14 protein-coding genes are annotated in these 14,755 nt (G+C 58.1%); 5 read left to right on the forward strand and 9 right to left on the reverse strand.

Features of this window, described 5'->3' with window-relative positions; genetic code table 11:
- A partial coding sequence (locus GIV35_RS02515; protein ID WP_213152642.1) for an IS3 family transposase occupies positions 1 to 94 on the forward strand: 94 nt, incomplete at its 5' end.
- Positions 95 to 209: 115 nt separating this feature from the next.
- Here the strand turns inward: GIV35_RS02515 and phoR are convergent.
- Together phoR and phoB are read right to left on the reverse strand one after the other, a co-directional pair.
- Positions 210 to 1,496: a phosphate regulon sensor histidine kinase PhoR gene (gene phoR, locus GIV35_RS02520; protein ID WP_215908758.1), complete on the reverse strand. Its 1,287-nt coding sequence runs from the start codon at positions 1,494 to 1,496 to the stop codon at positions 210 to 212.
- Positions 1,497 to 1,578: 82 nt separating this feature from the next.
- Complete coding sequence (phoB, locus tag GIV35_RS02525) at positions 1,579 to 2,268, reverse strand: phosphate regulon transcriptional regulator PhoB (protein WP_003195617.1); 690 nt, start codon at positions 2,266 to 2,268, stop codon at positions 1,579 to 1,581.
- A gap of 152 nt (positions 2,269 to 2,420) precedes the next feature.
- Between phoB and GIV35_RS02530 the strand changes: the two genes are divergently transcribed.
- The gene (locus GIV35_RS02530; RefSeq protein ID WP_105228983.1) at positions 2,421 to 2,798 is read left to right on the forward strand and encodes a COG4315 family predicted lipoprotein; all 378 of its coding nucleotides are present in this window, start codon (positions 2,421 to 2,423) and stop codon (positions 2,796 to 2,798) included.
- Positions 2,799 to 2,921: 123 nt separating this feature from the next.
- Here the strand turns inward: GIV35_RS02530 and ubiA are convergent, their stop codons facing one another.
- Positions 2,922 to 3,812: a 4-hydroxybenzoate octaprenyltransferase gene (ubiA, locus tag GIV35_RS02535; RefSeq protein WP_014720511.1), complete on the reverse strand. Its 891-nt coding sequence runs from the start codon at positions 3,810 to 3,812 to the stop codon at positions 2,922 to 2,924.
- Entirely contained in the window at positions 3,812 to 4,375 is a 564-nt protein-coding gene (locus GIV35_RS02540) for a chorismate--pyruvate lyase family protein (RefSeq protein ID WP_198714621.1), read from the reverse strand. The genes ubiA and GIV35_RS02540 overlap by 1 nt, the downstream gene beginning before the upstream one ends.
- Before the next feature lie 195 nt (positions 4,376 to 4,570).
- Between GIV35_RS02540 and GIV35_RS02545 the strand changes: the two genes are divergently transcribed.
- From GIV35_RS02545 to GIV35_RS02555, 3 genes are all read left to right on the forward strand, one after another.
- Positions 4,571 to 4,738, forward strand: a complete 168-nt coding sequence (locus GIV35_RS02545) for a rubredoxin (protein ID WP_014720509.1) — start codon at positions 4,571 to 4,573, stop codon at positions 4,736 to 4,738.
- Positions 4,739 to 4,774: 36 nt separating this feature from the next.
- Positions 4,775 to 5,923 carry an NAD(P)/FAD-dependent oxidoreductase gene (locus tag GIV35_RS02550; protein ID WP_236264182.1) on the forward strand — a complete coding sequence of 383 codons (1,149 nt, stop codon included), beginning with the start codon at positions 4,775 to 4,777 and terminating at the stop codon, positions 5,921 to 5,923.
- Positions 5,924 to 6,113: 190 nt separating this feature from the next.
- The gene (locus GIV35_RS02555) at positions 6,114 to 6,389 is read left to right on the forward strand and encodes an HU family DNA-binding protein (RefSeq protein ID WP_003195589.1); all 276 of its coding nucleotides are present in this window, start codon (positions 6,114 to 6,116) and stop codon (positions 6,387 to 6,389) included.
- A gap of 103 nt (positions 6,390 to 6,492) precedes the next feature.
- On the opposite strand, the gene GIV35_RS02560 is transcribed toward GIV35_RS02555, so the two are convergent.
- The 5 genes from GIV35_RS02560 to GIV35_RS02580 form a co-directional block, all read right to left on the reverse strand.
- A complete protein-coding gene (locus GIV35_RS02560; protein WP_198714622.1) occupies positions 6,493 to 6,780 on the reverse strand; it encodes a hypothetical protein in 288 nt (95 codons plus the stop codon).
- Between the two features lie 279 nt (positions 6,781 to 7,059).
- Positions 7,060 to 7,821, reverse strand: coding sequence for a pentapeptide repeat-containing protein (locus GIV35_RS02565; protein WP_198715877.1), 762 nt, complete (start codon positions 7,819 to 7,821; stop codon positions 7,060 to 7,062).
- On the reverse strand, positions 7,818 to 12,200 hold the full coding sequence (locus GIV35_RS02570) for an RHS repeat-associated core domain-containing protein (RefSeq protein ID WP_236264183.1): 4,383 nt from the start codon (positions 12,198 to 12,200) through the stop codon (positions 7,818 to 7,820). Before GIV35_RS02570 ends, GIV35_RS02565 begins: the two co-directional genes overlap by 4 nt.
- A 14-nt stretch (positions 12,201 to 12,214) precedes the next feature.
- Positions 12,215 to 12,649, reverse strand: coding sequence for a DcrB-related protein (locus GIV35_RS02575; protein ID WP_094774012.1), 435 nt, complete (start codon positions 12,647 to 12,649; stop codon positions 12,215 to 12,217).
- A 14-nt stretch (positions 12,650 to 12,663) separates the two neighbouring features.
- Positions 12,664 to 14,610 carry a type VI secretion system Vgr family protein gene (locus GIV35_RS02580; protein WP_198715875.1) on the reverse strand — a complete coding sequence of 649 codons (1,947 nt, stop codon included), beginning with the start codon at positions 14,608 to 14,610 and terminating at the stop codon, positions 12,664 to 12,666.
- Positions 14,611 to 14,755 lie beyond the last annotated feature (145 nt).

Consider the following 14,755-nt stretch of genomic DNA (forward strand, 5'->3'; position numbering starts at 1 on the left):
TGAGTACATCCATTACTACAACCATAAGCGAATCAAAACGAAGCTTGGCGGACTGAGCCCTGTAGCGTACAGAACTCGGTCCGCTGTAACCTAACCAACAGCTGTCCAACTTTTGGGGCGCACTTCAGTCTGCCTGCTACCGATAATTTGGCTGACCCGCCGCCATCGCAGGCAAGCCAGCTCCCACAGTGGGCCGTGCTCACTTCAACTTAATCATCGGCCTCGACCGCTCGCGAACGGGTCACCTGCGCCGGCGGAAAATGACAGGTAAAGGTACTGCCATGCCCCAGCACGCTGCTGATTTCCAGGCGGGCCCGATGGCGCAGCAGCACATGCTTGACGATGGCCAGGCCCAGCCCGGTGCCGCCGGTGTTGGAGTTGCGGCTGGAGTCGACACGGTAGAAGCGTTCGGTCAGGCGCGGCAGGTGCTTGGCGTCGATACCGATACCCGAGTCCTGCACACTCAGGTGCGCGCCGTGCTCGTCGGCCCACCAGCGAATGCGGATATTGCCCTTGTCCTGGGTGTACTTCACCGCGTTGAACACCAGGTTGGAGAATGCACTGCGCAATTCGCCTTCACTGCCCTTGAGCAATACGGTTGGGTCGGCCTCCAGCGTGATCTGCTGCCCGCGTTCGCCCGAGAGGGCCTGGGCATCGTTCTTGATCGTCTGCAACAGGCTCTGCACCGCCACGGGGTGGTTGTCCGAGGGGTAGTCCGTGGCTTCAAGCTTGGCCAGCAACAGCAGGTCGTTAAGCAGGGTTTGCATGCGCGAGCCTTGCACCTGCATCTGCTGCAGGGCGCGGCTCCAACGCGGGTTGATCTCATCGACATTGTCCAGCAACGTCTCCAGGTAGCCGCAGATCACCGTCAAGGGCGTGCGCAGTTCATGGGAAACGTTGGCGACGAAGTCTTTGCGCATCTGTTCCAGCTGGTGGATACGGGTCACATCACGTACCAGCATCAAGTGCTCGTTGTTGCCGTAGCGAGTCAGGTACAGCTGGATGCGCACGCGGTCGTTGGTGGGCGAGGGGATTTCCAGGGCTTCTTCGTAGTTGTCCTGCTCGAAGTATTCCTTGAAGCGTGGGTGACGCACCAGGTTGGTCACCGGCTGGCCGCTGTCCTGGGGCGTCTTGAGGCCCAGCAGGGTCTCGGCGGCACGGTTCCACCATTCCAGGTTGCCGTCGCTGTCGAGCATGATCACCGCGTCCTTGAGCGCGGCGGTGGACTCCTGCACCCGGTCGATCACCGCTTGCAGGCGCCCGCGTACCCGTTGGTCGCGGCGCTGCAGGTGGTAGATGCTGTCGAACACCTCGCCCCACAGGCCATAGCCATCGGGGGGTGCTTCATCGGGTTTGTGCTGGCGCAGCCATTCATGCAGGCGCAGCAATTGTTTGAGGGTCCAGCCCAGGTACAACGCGATGCCGGCGGCCAGGCTCCAGCCGTAATAGCCACTGATCAGCCCGACCAGCAGGCAGGCAGTGATCAACAGAAGCATGTGGCGGATCAGGGTGCCATGCCAGTTCTGGTTCACTTAAACATGCGTCCTTGTCAGCTGTTAAGGGAGGAAAGGGACTGGCTCAGCCTTTGGTAGAAAACCGATAGCCGGTACCGCGCACGGTTTGTACCAGATTCTCGTACGCATCGCCCAAGGCTTTGCGCAGGCGGCGGATATGCACATCCACAGTGCGCTCTTCCACATAGACGTTGCCGCCCCATACCTGGTCGAGCAGTTGGCCGCGGGTGTAGGCGCGCTCCTGGTGGGTCATGAAGAATTGCAGCAAGCGGTATTCGGTCGGCCCCATCTCCGCAGGCTTGCCGTCGATGGTCACGCGGTGGCTGATCGGGTCCAGGATCAAGCCGTCGACTTCGATAGGCGCTTCGCCATCGGTCGGGCCGGCGCGGCGCAGCACGGCTTTGAGGCGCGCCACCAGTTCCCGTGGGGAAAACGGCTTGGTGATGTAGTCATCGGCACCGACTTCCAGGCCCTGAATCTTGTTGTCCTCTTCGCCCTTGGCGGTGAGCATGATGATCGGGATATCCCCGGTCAGCTCGTCACGCTTGAGACGGCGGGCCAATTCGATGCCCGAGGTGCCGGGCAGCATCCAGTCGAGCAGGATCAGGTCCGGCTTGCGGTCGACGATAATGGCGTGGGCCTGCTGGGAGTTCTCCGCCTCCAGGCAGTCATAGCCGGCCATTTCCAACGCGACGGCGATCATTTCGCGAATGGGCGCTTCGTCGTCAACGATCAGAATGCTCCTGCCAACCATGCTCAATCCTCTTGTCATTTAACTGTCTTGCGCCGCATTAGATAACGGAATTATTGCAGTCGTGTGACAGTAATTTAGTCGCTTGGGCAATTAACGGCACTCTGGACTACCCTTTGGGTCCGAATCCTGACAACCACAAAAGGAAGGTTCCGATGACTTACAGCACTGTTTCCTGGAAAGCCCTGCTGGTATCTGCGGTGTTGGCGCTGCCTGGGCTGGCGTTTGCGGCAGAGCCAGCGATGACCAAAGACGGGATGTTGGTGGATCACAAGGGAATGACGCTCTACACCTTCGACAAGGACGCTGATGGCAAATCAGTGTGCAAGGACCAGTGCGCGACCAACTGGCCACCGCTGAAGGCAGAGTCCACCGACACCAAGACCGGCGATTGGACGGTGATCACCCGCGACGACCAGACCAGCCAGTGGGCCTACAAAGGCAAGCCTGTCTACACCTACAAGGAAGACACGAAAGCCGGTGACAAGACCGGTGATGGCAAGGGTAGCGTCTGGCACATCATCAAGCCTTAAGTCTGCGGCGCTGCTGAGTCCATCGAGGGCAAGCCCCTCCCACATTTTTTTGATGTGCGAATACAATCAAAATGTGGGAGCTGGCTTGCCTGCGATGGCGCCCCAACAATCACCACAGAATCCTCAGCGAACAGCGTAATCCACCACGATCCCGACAAAAATCGCCAACCCCGCCCAGTGATTATGCAAGAACGCCTTGAAGCACTTCATGCGGTCCCTGTCTCGTGTGTACCAGAACTCCCAGACAAAACAGCCCGCTGCCGCCAGCAACCCCAGGTGGAACCACCCGCCTAGCTCGAACCGTGCGCCGGCCAGCAACAGGCACGCCAGCGCCAGGCCTTGCAGGGTGAGGATGATCACGCGGTCAGCGTCACCGAACAGAATGGCGGTGGATTTCACCCCGATCTTCAAGTCGTCATCGCGGTCGGTCATGGCGTAATAGGTGTCGTAGCCCACCGTCCACAACAGGTTGGCGATGTATAGCAGCCACGCGGTGGCAGGCAAATGGCCGGTCTCGGCGGTAAACGCCATCGGCATGCCCCAGGAAAACGCTGCGCCCAGCACCACTTGGGGGTAATAGGTGTAGCGCTTCATGAACGGGTAGCTTGCCGCCAGTGCGAGGCCGCCCAGGGACAGCAGGATGGTGCTGGCATTGGTCAGCAGCACCAGCAGGAAACTGATGCCCATCAGCACGGCAAAAAACACCAGCGCTTCCTTCGAACTGATCTTGCCGCTCACCAGCGGTCGTTGCTCGGTGCGTTTCACATGGCCATCGACCTTGCGGTCGGCCCAGTCATTGATCACGCAGCCGCCGGCCCGGGTGAGTACCACGCCCAGCACGAAAATCACGATATTGATCAGCGACGGCGAACCCTTGCCGGCGATCCACAGGGCCCACAGTGTCGGCCACAGCAGCAGGTAGATGCCGATGGGCTTGTCCATGCGCGTCAACTGAATGAAATCCCAGGCCCTGGGGTTCAGGCGGTTCAAGGACTTGAGCAGACGTTGGTACATCAGCAGTTCTCCGGATGATCATGCAGCGCGTGCCAGAAACTCGGCAGGAAGACTTCCACCACCAGCACGCTCAGCGCCCCGCGGTCGAAGCGCGAGCGGCGCGCCCACAGATTATCGGCCTGGTCCGCTGTCGGCAGCCAGGCACGAGGGTAGTGACACACTTCGATGGCCTGGCGGGTAAAGGCGCGGTCGCAGAACAGCAACTCGCCCAGCGAGCGGCTGCCCAGCTCGTCCATGTGCAGCCCATCGCCCTGCAAGGCACTGCGGGCCGCCACGCTGCGGGCGAACACCCAAGGCTGGCCGCGACCGCGCAAATACACCTCGCGTACCCAACCGATACTGGCCGGTGGCAGGTCCAGAGCGGCGCATTCGTCGTCGCGCAACGGTTGCCAGCCTTCGAACAGCGGCGTCACGCTGAAACCCTCGTTGGACAGCCACGTCAGCCGTCGCGTCAGCGAGCCTTCGTCAAACAGCCAGTTGAGGGTCAAGGGCGTGGGCAAGGGGCTCAGAAGGCTCTGGGTCAGCCATTGGCAAGCATCGGGAAGGGCGATTGAGTGCGGCACGGTGAGTCAGTATTGGCAGCAAAAGAGGCGGCGAGCTTACCATGGCACCCTGGGCTTTTGCCGTGCCAAACCCGTCGTTTGCGTCGAACATGCTTGCATCTGCCGGCCCCGATCAGTACAAAACGCCCTGAGCCGCGCGGCAACGCTGGATCCAAGGACCGCCGGCCAACACGCCTGAACCTGAGGAAGCATGTAATGAAGAAGTGGCAATGTATCGTCTGTGGCCTTATCTATAACGAAGCGGACGGCTGGCCGGATGACGGTATTGCACCAGGCACTCTGTGGCAGGACGTCCCGGAAGACTGGCTGTGCCCGGACTGCGGCGTGGGTAAGTCGGACTTCGAAATGATCGAAATCGCGTAATCCCGAATTTAAGAAACGTACTACAAGGAGAAAGGAATGAACGCACCTGTCGTGATCATCGGCACAGGATTGGCCGGTTACAACGTCGCCCGGGAGTTTCGCAAGCTCGACAGCGAGACCCCGTTGCTGCTGATCACTGCCGATGACGGACGCTCCTACTCCAAGCCCATGCTCTCCACCGGCTTTGGCAAGAACAAGGAAGCCGATGGCCTGAGCATGGCCGAACCTGGCGCCATGGCCGAGCAACTCAAGGCCCAGGTGCGCACCCATACGCGCATCAGCGGCATCGACCCAGGCCACAAGCGCCTGTGGATCGGCGAGGAAGCGGTGACCTACCGCGACCTGGTCCTGGCCTGGGGCGCAGAAACCGTGCGCGTACCGGTCGAAGGCGATGCGGCTGAGCTGATTTTCCCGATCAACGACCTGGAAGACTACGCGCGCTTTCGCGCTGCCGCTGCCGGCAAACGGCGCGTGCTGCTGCTTGGCGCTGGCCTGATCGGCTGTGAGTTTGCCAATGATCTGATCCTGGGCGGCTATGAAATCGACCTGGTCGCGCCGTGTGAGCAAGTCATGCCGACCCTGCTGCACCCGGCGGCAGCCGCAGCGGTGCAAGCCGGGCTGGAAGGCATCGGCGCGCGTTTCCACCTGGGCCCGGTGCTCAATCGCCTGCAACGCGCGGCTGATGGCCTTGAAGCGCACCTGTCGGACGGTGAAGTGATCCACTGTGACCTGGTGGTGTCTGCCATTGGCCTGCGCCCGCGTGTAGACCTGGCCGCAGCGGCCGGCCTGCAAATCAACCGCGGGATCATGGTGGACCGCCATCTCAAGACCTCCCACGCCAATATCTACGCCCTGGGCGACTGCGCCGAGGTCGATGGCCTGAACCTGTTGTACGTGATGCCGCTGATGAGCTGCGCCCGTGCCCTGGCGCAAACCCTGGCCGGCAACGCCACGGCGGTGAGCTATGGGCCGATGCCCATCACCGTGAAAACCCCGGTGTGCCCGCTGGTGGTCTCACCTGCACCACGAGGCACTGAAGGCGTCTGGAGTGTCGAAGGGCAGGGTGCCGACATCAAGGCCCTGTGCCGCGATGCCAGCGGCCGCCTGCTGGGTTACGCACTGACCGGCAGTGCTGTCATGGAAAAACTGGCGCTGAACAAAGAACTTCCGCCGTTACTGGCGTAAATACCACCCGTTCTGTCGCAAACATCACGTTCATACCCCGAGAAAGGCCGCCGCGAGACTGGCGCGGCGCCCGAGGGCATGCCATCCTCACTCCCGTCTGCCGCAGAGTAGAGCCTGCGGCGCCTTGGCGCTGCTCCACCAGAGAGCAGCACGGACATAACAACAAAAAACCGTCAAAGAGGCTTCACATATGCGTAAACCAGATCTCGCAGCCGCCATCGCTGAAAAAGCCGATCTCACCAAAGAACAGGCCAACCGCGTCCTCAACGCCGTCCTCGAAGAAATCACCGGCGCCCTGCACCGCAAGGACAGCGTCACCCTGGTCGGCTTCGGCACTTTCCTGCAACGCCACCGCGGCGCCCGCACCGGCAAAAACCCGCAAACCGGTGAGCCAGTGAAAATCAAGGCGAGCAACACCGTAGCGTTCAAGCCGGGCAAGTCGCTCAAAGACAGCGTCAACCCGTAAGTTAAGCGGTACCGTCTCGAAGGGAGGCGGGGCGGTAAAGAAGATGGGCACGCCGACTGGGTCGGGTGCCCATTTTTTGTTGGGTGCTGATGCGTATGCCAGATTAAGCCAGCTCGCCTAATCGCATTTTCAGAGCGTCGATTTGTTCCTCCACTGCGTTGATAACATCGGCGCTGTCGCCCCACATATCAAGAAACCCCCATTCGTCATTGGGCGGATCAATCAGTTGGGTCAGTATTGAAATAGTCTGCTCGATCAGGGGTTTGAGTTGTGCCAGATATTCAGCTGGCCATATATAGGGGTTGCCTAGGGTTTGTAATAGATAACAGGCAGCCCTAAAGGCGTCATAACGTTCTTCAGCGGGATCAAACTGGCTGATTTCGTTGATCAAGACCGCGAAATTTTGTTGTTTTCAGAACTCCTGAAACCAGTCCGCGGCTTCATCGTTTTCCCAAGGGTTGTAATTCCAGGCGCCCATTTTTGACTCCTTAGCCACATTTTCCGAAACGTGATGGTTTAGATTTTTCTGTTGCGACCCAGTTGGAATGGTTAAAGGTGACGGATTTATTTGATCGATTTAAATTAAATAATCTGCCCACCTTTTGCAGTTTTTAATAAACTGGGGTCCCGATCATCAGGAATTTTTAATTCAGAGCTGCCCTAACGTTTCTTAAGTTGCCTGAAGAAGCGCAATAAACTGTTTGGTGAACTCAGGCCCTTCGTATTCTTCAAGATTCTTGATATTGAAGAGCGCGCCTCGTTGCGTTGTGAGTTTTTGCAGGCGGCGTTTCAATAGCTTATTGATCTGATTGTCTGGCTCAGAGGTAATTGATGCAAGCGCTTTACGGGCGCGATCTGACACGTCTTTGAAAAAAACGTGCTGGATATCTGCGGGGGGGGTAATCTGCGTAAGGTCACAGTTTTGAAATGTTACCCAATCCAATTTGCACAATTCAAAATCAACAAGAAGGGGGGTGTTGGGCGGTTCGGATATGAAACTTACCTCTTGTAATTTTCCCGAAAACTTGAGGTTTTTTATTTTGCTGGCATTGAACGAGTTGTCAATGATCTTGCACTGGGTAAATAGGCAGTTGCTGAATTCGCAATCTTTCAAAGACGCTTCTCGAAAGTTGCACCTTATGAAAGTGCAGTTCTCGAATTTGCTGTTGCTGAAGCCTGAAGCCTGAAAGTCAACCGTCTTGAAGTGACAATGGGCTAATAAGGTCTTATTGAAAAATCTTGAACCGGAAAAATCACTTTTCTCAAAGCTGCAGCTCTCCAATATACATTGATCGAAAATCGGATCGGAGAGATTCGCATCTTTTAATTTACAATCGATGATCCGTTCTTTTTCAAAACGCGTTTTTTTAGGTAACACGAGCCCGTCCTGGTGTATGCCGGACAGCACGAATGATGGTATTTTGTCATTCACCATAATATTCCTTCATAACCATTGCCCCAGTCCCCATAACGCCGCTGATGCGTGCCTCTTTTCCAATCAGCCTTAGTCGTGAGGTCCCACCAGGTTTTAGTTTTAGTTTCATACACATCGGGAAGACGTTGTCCTGATTTCGATACCTCCAGGTGTCCCAATGATGGATCATTTTTTACTCTGGTTTTGAAGTTTGCATCAATTCTCTGTCCTACGTAACGGCGATAGCGAGAGCGTGCTTGTCCTAGATCGCCTCGATCATAGGCTCGTTTCACCGCTGCTCTTTGTCTCGGGGTCAACGACCTTTGGGGGTTACTGTAGACAGCCTTCTTCGCCGCATTGGCGTGGGCTTGAAGCTTAGCAGTAGTTGAGCCACAAGGTGCCCATCCCAACGGATCGATCCATCCCGAGGGGTTAGGAGAATACTGATAGAGGTTAAAACCTCCTGCTAGCCCGACAGGGTCCGGCGTTGTAAAACGCCCCACGTCGGGATCATAAAACCGGAATGTATTAAAATGCAGCCCCGTCTCTCGATCCAGATACTGCCCTTGGAATCGTAGATTTTGCTCTTCAATGTAATGTGGCTCCCGCACCTCTTCCAAGGTATTGCCCCACACCTGATAAGTCGCACGCCAGGTAATTTGCCCATCGGCCTCGGTCAGTCGCTCCGGCAGTCCGTTAAGATCATTGTGGTAGTAGCGGGTTTTTTGCAGGGGGCCGATGCCGTCGATCCGGGCCAGGGGCACGTAGCTTTCACCTTCGTATAGATACAGACTGGTCTGGCTGTGTTTGAACTCCTGCAACAGACGTAAACCATCCCAGGTGAAACTCGTCTGGCCCAACGGGCGGCCATTGTAATCATGCTCGGTTTTTTCGATCCGCCGCCCTAGGGGGTCATAGGTCATCCTGACCACGTGGCCGCTCTCATTTCGCACTTCAACCAGCCGGCTTTCCGCATCGTAGGCAAAGCGCTGCAAGCCACGAGCAGAGCTGCGCTTTTCGATCATTCGTCCTAAAGCATCATAGGCATACCGTTTGTCTTGATAGACGAGCAGGCGATTATGTCGTATGAGACCACCTTGATTTGGGCGGTCCAGCAGATTGGCGGCAGCGTCATAGGCATATGTTTCGGTCCGGCCAACCTGGTGGCTTAAAAGGATTCGGTCGGTGCTGTCGTAACCCAGATGTTCTTGATGATCATGTTGGTGGTTTATACGACGTCGCCCGATCAGGTTGTCACTGGGGTCGAAGCTATAGTCCGTCTCGACCAGGGGAGGCAACTGCCAAGGCTGGTCAATGCTGCGACGCTGTCGTGAGCGAACCCTGCCACTTCGGTCGTATGCGGTACTCGTTTTGAGTTGGCCCTGGGTACGCTGTACTTCGCGATGCAAGCGATCACGATCAAAGTCGCTAATGACTTTTCCATCGATGTTCAACTGATGCAGGTGGCCGCTACCGTAGTACAGCCTGTTCAACCATCGACCGTCGGGCAAGCCGGTTTGGACCAGGTTTCCCAGCTCGTCGTAACGATGCTGCACAGACCCTGCCGAGCTTTGCTCCTCAAGCAGTTGCCCTAGCGCGTCATAGCTGAAACCGAGTAGCTGTTGACGGCCATCAAGGGCGGTGAAGGTGACACCGACCAACTGGTCGTTCAGGTCATGTTCATAGACCGTGGTGCCGTCGGCGGTGGTTTTACTGACCAGGCGGCCAACAGGATCGCGCTGAAACTGGTGCGACAACGGCGCTACCGGCTCGCCCTCTGTTCCCGGTAGATAGTCCACGGCAACAATATCGTCCAGTGAATCGTAGGTGTAGCAGCGCCGGCTTTGATCCAGATCCTGCTGCTGCACCATGCGGTCGGCTGCGTCCCACTCAAAGCGATAGCTCTCGCCATTCTCGTTGGTCAGCTTGCGTAGTCGTCCGTAGGCATCATGATCGAACATCACCGAACGGTTATGCGCATCCCAACGTTGTTTGACCAAGCCGCGAACGTCATAGTCATAGCGTGTGGTGCTGCCGGCAGGGTCAACGTGGGCAGTCAGATAACCATTTGCGCTACGCTGGAACAGTTCGACGCGGCCATCTGGAAGCTGGCATTCCATTAGTAGCCCCTGAGGACCGTACCGGTAGCGTACCGATTCACCTTCGGCATTGGTCTGCACCACCAGATTTCCAAACTCGTCGTATTGATAACGGGTCGGATAACCCGAGCAATCTACTTCTTCGACCAGTTGGCTCCACACGTTCCAATGCAACGTTCTGGTTTTTCCGGTTGCATCGATGACTTCTACGGGCTGACCAAAACCGTCATAGACGTAACAAGTACGGTTACCCAGTGGGTCGACTTCCTCGATACAGTTGCCACGCTGGTCGTAGCGGTAATGCCAGCTATTACCCGCCGGGTCGGTTTCCACCTGCGGCAACGCCCAGTGCTCGAGCCATTGTGTGTTGCGGCTCCGAGCCAGTGGATCGGTCACGTTACTCAGGTTTCCGGACTCGTCATAACTAAAGCACCACTGACCCTCGTGAGGATCAATGGCGCCGAACAGTTGGCGATCTTGATTCCATTCGAATTGCCAAGCATGACCTAAGTTATCGACGTAACGAGTGATTTGATATTGCGGGTTCCAATGCCGTGTACTGACTCGCATCAGTCCATCGGTCACACGGGTAATGCCAGCATCCAGATCGTAGTCAAAGCTGTATTCATCACCACCATCTGTCCAGTGGCGGCTCACACGCCACTCCTCACCGTATGGCCCAGACACAGCGGCCCATTGGTAGAAGCAGCGCAGGCCACTTGGCAATTGGTGTTCGACCATTCGCCGAGCATTGTCATAAACAAAGCGCCGAGCGGTTATACCTTGCCCGTCCACAACTTCAATGAGGTCGCCGTTACTGTCGTAGCGGTAACTGACGAGTACATCACTGCGGGCCTCGAAATGCTCTGGGCGCAGGTAACGCCGCTCGATGTCGGCTACACGCCGAGGGTGTTCGACCGAGTAGTTCAGTTCTACGTGCATCAAATCATGGGTGTCGCGCAGGCGATGCAGCCGTCCCTGATTGTCGTAATCGAGGAAGATCCGCCCTTCATTGCGATCCCCCAGCAGTTGCAGACGCATTCGAGAGCGGTTCTGCGGGTCGAATTCGAAGAGCCGATACAGGCCGTCGGTACTCTCGATCAAGACCGCTGCGTCACCACTGCGCCTGACCGCAAGACCTTCGACTGGGTCGAATGCTCCGCCGGACGCAGGGATGTAGCCGATCTCCAGGCGCCGTCCCTGTTCATCGATATAAAACAAGTTTTCGTCTTTATCGATCTCGACCGATACCTCATAGGCAACGCTCCAGCCCGCCCCAAATAGACCGTCGATCCGTGTGTCGAGACTGCTGTAGAACCGCTGCCAATCGATGGGAAACAGGCCCGGAAGCACGAAATCCAGTTCATCCTCATCACCTAGAATTTTGGCGCCGGTCGCACTGTGTACGGGGTTGGGGGAGCCGTTCATGGCGCTCTTAAGCGCAGAGGTTATCTTGCTGGTGCCATAGGAAACTCCAGCCCCTACCACCACACTGCCGAACAGGCAGGGCAGTTTGCTCCAAAAGCACTTCACATTGCCGCGTAGCATCAACAAGGCAGTAATCGCCAGCCCCACCCCCGGCGTTTTCCCGCTACGAATCTCCTGCACCACAATGGTCTCACCACCAATGCGCACATCCGGCGAAATCAGGCCCTGGGCGGTGCCGATCTTGGCGTCACAGGTACTACGATCCCCGCTGCGCGCGGCAGGCTGCCCGTTGATGAACACCGAGCTGGAACCTTCGGCAATAAACTGCAGGGGCATGGGCGGATGCTTGTTGCATGCCACGGTGTCCAGCGGGCACGGCTCGGTGCCGGGGGCGGGCGAGGCGACGGTCGGGCGCCACATCTGCGAGAAAAACTCTCCGGCCATATCCAGGAAGCTTGGTGCTGCCGGCTCGCTGGGCGCGACCGGTACAGCGGTCATCTTACCGGCTGCGCGGGCGGCCTTTTTGCCATTGATAAACACATTGTGCGAGCCGCTGGTGATGAACGCATCGATTACTGGCGGGAACACCCAGTTGGCGGCGGACTCGCACCAACTGGATATTTTCAAGTCAGCCCCCGTGAGCCCAGCGGTGATGCCGACGACCGCGCCCACCACCAACACCAGTGCCACACCGCCGGTGGCAATGGTCGCACCGGTCGCGAGGAACACCGCCCCGGCTACGGCCAGGCAGCCCACGGTAGTGATCGCCGCATAGGCGGCCACTTCCAGCACACCGCCGAGAATGTCGGCCATCACCGAGGTGTGCAGCAGTGCGTCGCCTTCGCGGGCGGCCCAAAGGTCCTCACTCATTGCTCAGGCTCGACTCAAGGCGTGGCAAGGAAGTTGAGTGTGCTTTTCAGCGTTGCCCAGTGCGCCGCCTCGGCCGGGCCCAGGGGCTGGGCCTTGACGTAACTGAGGGCGATCAAGCGACGTGTGCCCGGTATCTGCATGGCCAGCTGATATTGGTAAATGTTGTCGCTGCCTTTGCTGAAGTGGTTCTGTACTTCAAACGCGTCGATGTCCTGCGCTGGACCGACCTTGACCGCTTGCGCCGGGGAATAGCGAAGGTCCTGGACCTGCTGTTCGAGTTTTTTCAACTGGCCTTCGAAATTGCTTTGCAGGCTTTCGCCATCGGCCAAGGGGCTGCGGCTCACCACCAAGGTAGTGCCCAGCTTGGCGAACTTGAGGATATTGATCGAAGTGTCCTGTACCTCGGCATCAGGCAGGGTGAATTGGGCTTCGTTGATCAGGTAATTCATGTGAAGAAATCTCGTTATTGACCAGCGCCGGGCTTACCGGGGAATTTTGACTCGACGGCGGACTTGATCGTGCTTTGCACGCCCTGGGCACCCGGCGAAGTGCCTTTGTCGCTGCCCAGGTTGATGTCCAGTTTGCCCTTCGTCTGGATTTTGCTGCTGCCGCTGGAAAACAGGTTGAACGAGCCACAGGTCAAGTTGATGTCGCCGCCTGCCTTGAGCTCGATCACGCTGTCGCCGCACACCAGGCGAAGACTCTCGCCGGCCTCGATGGTGTAGTGCGTGGCGGCGCTGTCGGACTTGGCACCGCCCACGATCACCGTGTCGTTGTTGCGTACAACCCGCAGGCGATTGCTGCCGATGGTCACCGTCTCGTTATGCCCAATGCTTTTATTGCGGTCATGCCCCACCGAGTGGCTTTCATCCACCTCCACCACGATGTCCTGGTTACGCTCGGCATGGATATACAACTGCTCCAACCCCTTCTTGTCCTCCATGCGGATTTCATTGAAGTTGGCCGGCGTTCCGCCTTTGCTGGAGCGGCTCTTCATGCCGCTCTGGGTGGCGTTCTCCGGCAAGTCGTAGGGCACCGTCTGCTCAGCGTTGTACACCCGCCCGGTGATGATCGGTCGGTCGGGGTCGCCTTCGAGGAAGCTGACGATCACCTCTTGGCCGATGCGTGGAATCTGCATCGAGCCCCAGTTCTTGCCAGCCCAGGATTGCGACACACGAATCCAGCACGAGCTGTTTTCGTTGGATTGGTCGTGGCGGTCCCAGTAGAAATGCACCTTTACGCGGCCGTACTGGTCGGTCCAGATTTCCTCGCCCTTGGGGCCTACCACCAACGCGGTCTGCGGGCCTTTGACGATGGGGCGGTGAGTATTGGCCAGCGGGCGGAAACTCTGTTGGGCGTCGATGCAGGTCAGGCTGCTTTCGAACTGCGCCGAGCCTGAACCACCACCGCTTTCCAGGCTTTCCTGCACGACGAAGTAACGGCAACCGACGATCAGGTACTCGCGGTTCTGGTCCTGGCGGCTGAAGCCGGTGAGGCTGAACAGATGGCCCGAGCCCAGGCCGCGCGCATTGCCGCTGAACTCGATCTGTTCATGCAGGGTTTGCAGGGCCTCGATGCGGGTGCGCGCATAGTGTTCGCCGTCGGCGCTTTGCACGTAGGTGCCGGGGTAGTCGTACAGTGGGTAGTCGCCGGCGGTGTGCGGGCGCGGCATGGCCGAGCGCACGTCGATGCTCGCGCTGGGGCGCTGGAAGTCGTAGTCGTTGAGCTCCAGCGAGCCCGGCTGCACCTCCTGCGCCAAGTGCCAATTGTGCATATGGTCGCGTTCGCGCTGCTGCTCGTCCTTGGGGTAGTAGGGGATCGACGCGTAGCCGGGCACGCTGGTGTGGGCGCCATAGGCGTCGGCCAGCACCAGCACATGGCGGTCCTGTTCATGGCGGAAGAAGTAGTAGATGCCTTCCTGCTCCATCAGGCGGCTGACGAAATCGAAGCTGGTCTCGCGGTACTGCACGCAGTACTCCCACTCGCGATACGGCCGGCTGAGGGCGTCTTCGAAGTCGGAAAAACCCAGGTCACGGAACACCTGCTTGATGATCTGCGGGATGCTCAGGTTCTGGAAGATACGGCAGTCGGAGGTACGGCTGAGCAACCACAGCCAAGGGCGCAGGGTGACTTGGTAACTGGCGAACTGGCCTTTGTCGATGTTCTGGCTGCACCGCGCAACGATCCCGTGGAAATGCCGCTCGCCGCCGTCCGCCAGTTGCAGGCCGACGCTCATCGGTTTACCCAGCAATTGGTTGAGGTCGATGTTGGCGTCCAGGGACGTCAGTTGCAGCTCATAGTTGAACAGCCGGCCCAGCTCTTCACCGCCGCCCATTTCGTTGAGCAGCAGCACATCCGGCCCGAGGGGGCTGTTGATCTTGGCCAGGCGTGAGGCTTGGTTGAATAGCATCGGTAGTCCCGTAAATACCGTCATCACTGACGGAACCGGATCAACTGTGGGAGCTGGCTTGCCTGCGATAGCGGTGGATCAGTCAACATCAATGCTGAATGTCAGACCGCTATCGCAGGCAAGCCAGCTCCCACACTGACCGTAT

This window comes from Pseudomonas sp. PA-1-6B (assembly GCF_021609545.1).
Taxonomy (GTDB): Bacteria; Pseudomonadota; Gammaproteobacteria; order Pseudomonadales; family Pseudomonadaceae; genus Aquipseudomonas; species Aquipseudomonas fluorescens_BV.

Coding starts and splice junctions, on each gene's coding strand:
- GIV35_RS02570 (WP_236264183.1), bottom strand. CDS start 12,200: ATGAGTGAGGACCTTTGGGCCGCCCGCGAAGGCGACGCACTGCTGCAC.
- phoB (WP_003195617.1), bottom strand. CDS start 2,268: ATGGTTGGCAGGAGCATTCTGATCGTTGACGACGAAGCGCCCATTCGC.
- GIV35_RS02580 (WP_198715875.1), bottom strand. CDS start 14,610: ATGCTATTCAACCAAGCCTCACGCCTGGCCAAGATCAACAGCCCCCTC.
- GIV35_RS02550 (WP_236264182.1), top strand. CDS start 4,775: ATGAACGCACCTGTCGTGATCATCGGCACAGGATTGGCCGGTTACAAC.
- ubiA (WP_014720511.1), bottom strand. CDS start 3,812: ATGTACCAACGTCTGCTCAAGTCCTTGAACCGCCTGAACCCCAGGGCC.
- GIV35_RS02530 (WP_105228983.1), top strand. CDS start 2,421: ATGACTTACAGCACTGTTTCCTGGAAAGCCCTGCTGGTATCTGCGGTG.
- phoR (WP_215908758.1), bottom strand. CDS start 1,496: ATGCTTCTGTTGATCACTGCCTGCCTGCTGGTCGGGCTGATCAGTGGC.
- GIV35_RS02545 (WP_014720509.1), top strand. CDS start 4,571: ATGAAGAAGTGGCAATGTATCGTCTGTGGCCTTATCTATAACGAAGCG.
- GIV35_RS02555 (WP_003195589.1), top strand. CDS start 6,114: ATGCGTAAACCAGATCTCGCAGCCGCCATCGCTGAAAAAGCCGATCTC.
- GIV35_RS02575 (WP_094774012.1), bottom strand. CDS start 12,649: ATGAATTACCTGATCAACGAAGCCCAATTCACCCTGCCTGATGCCGAG.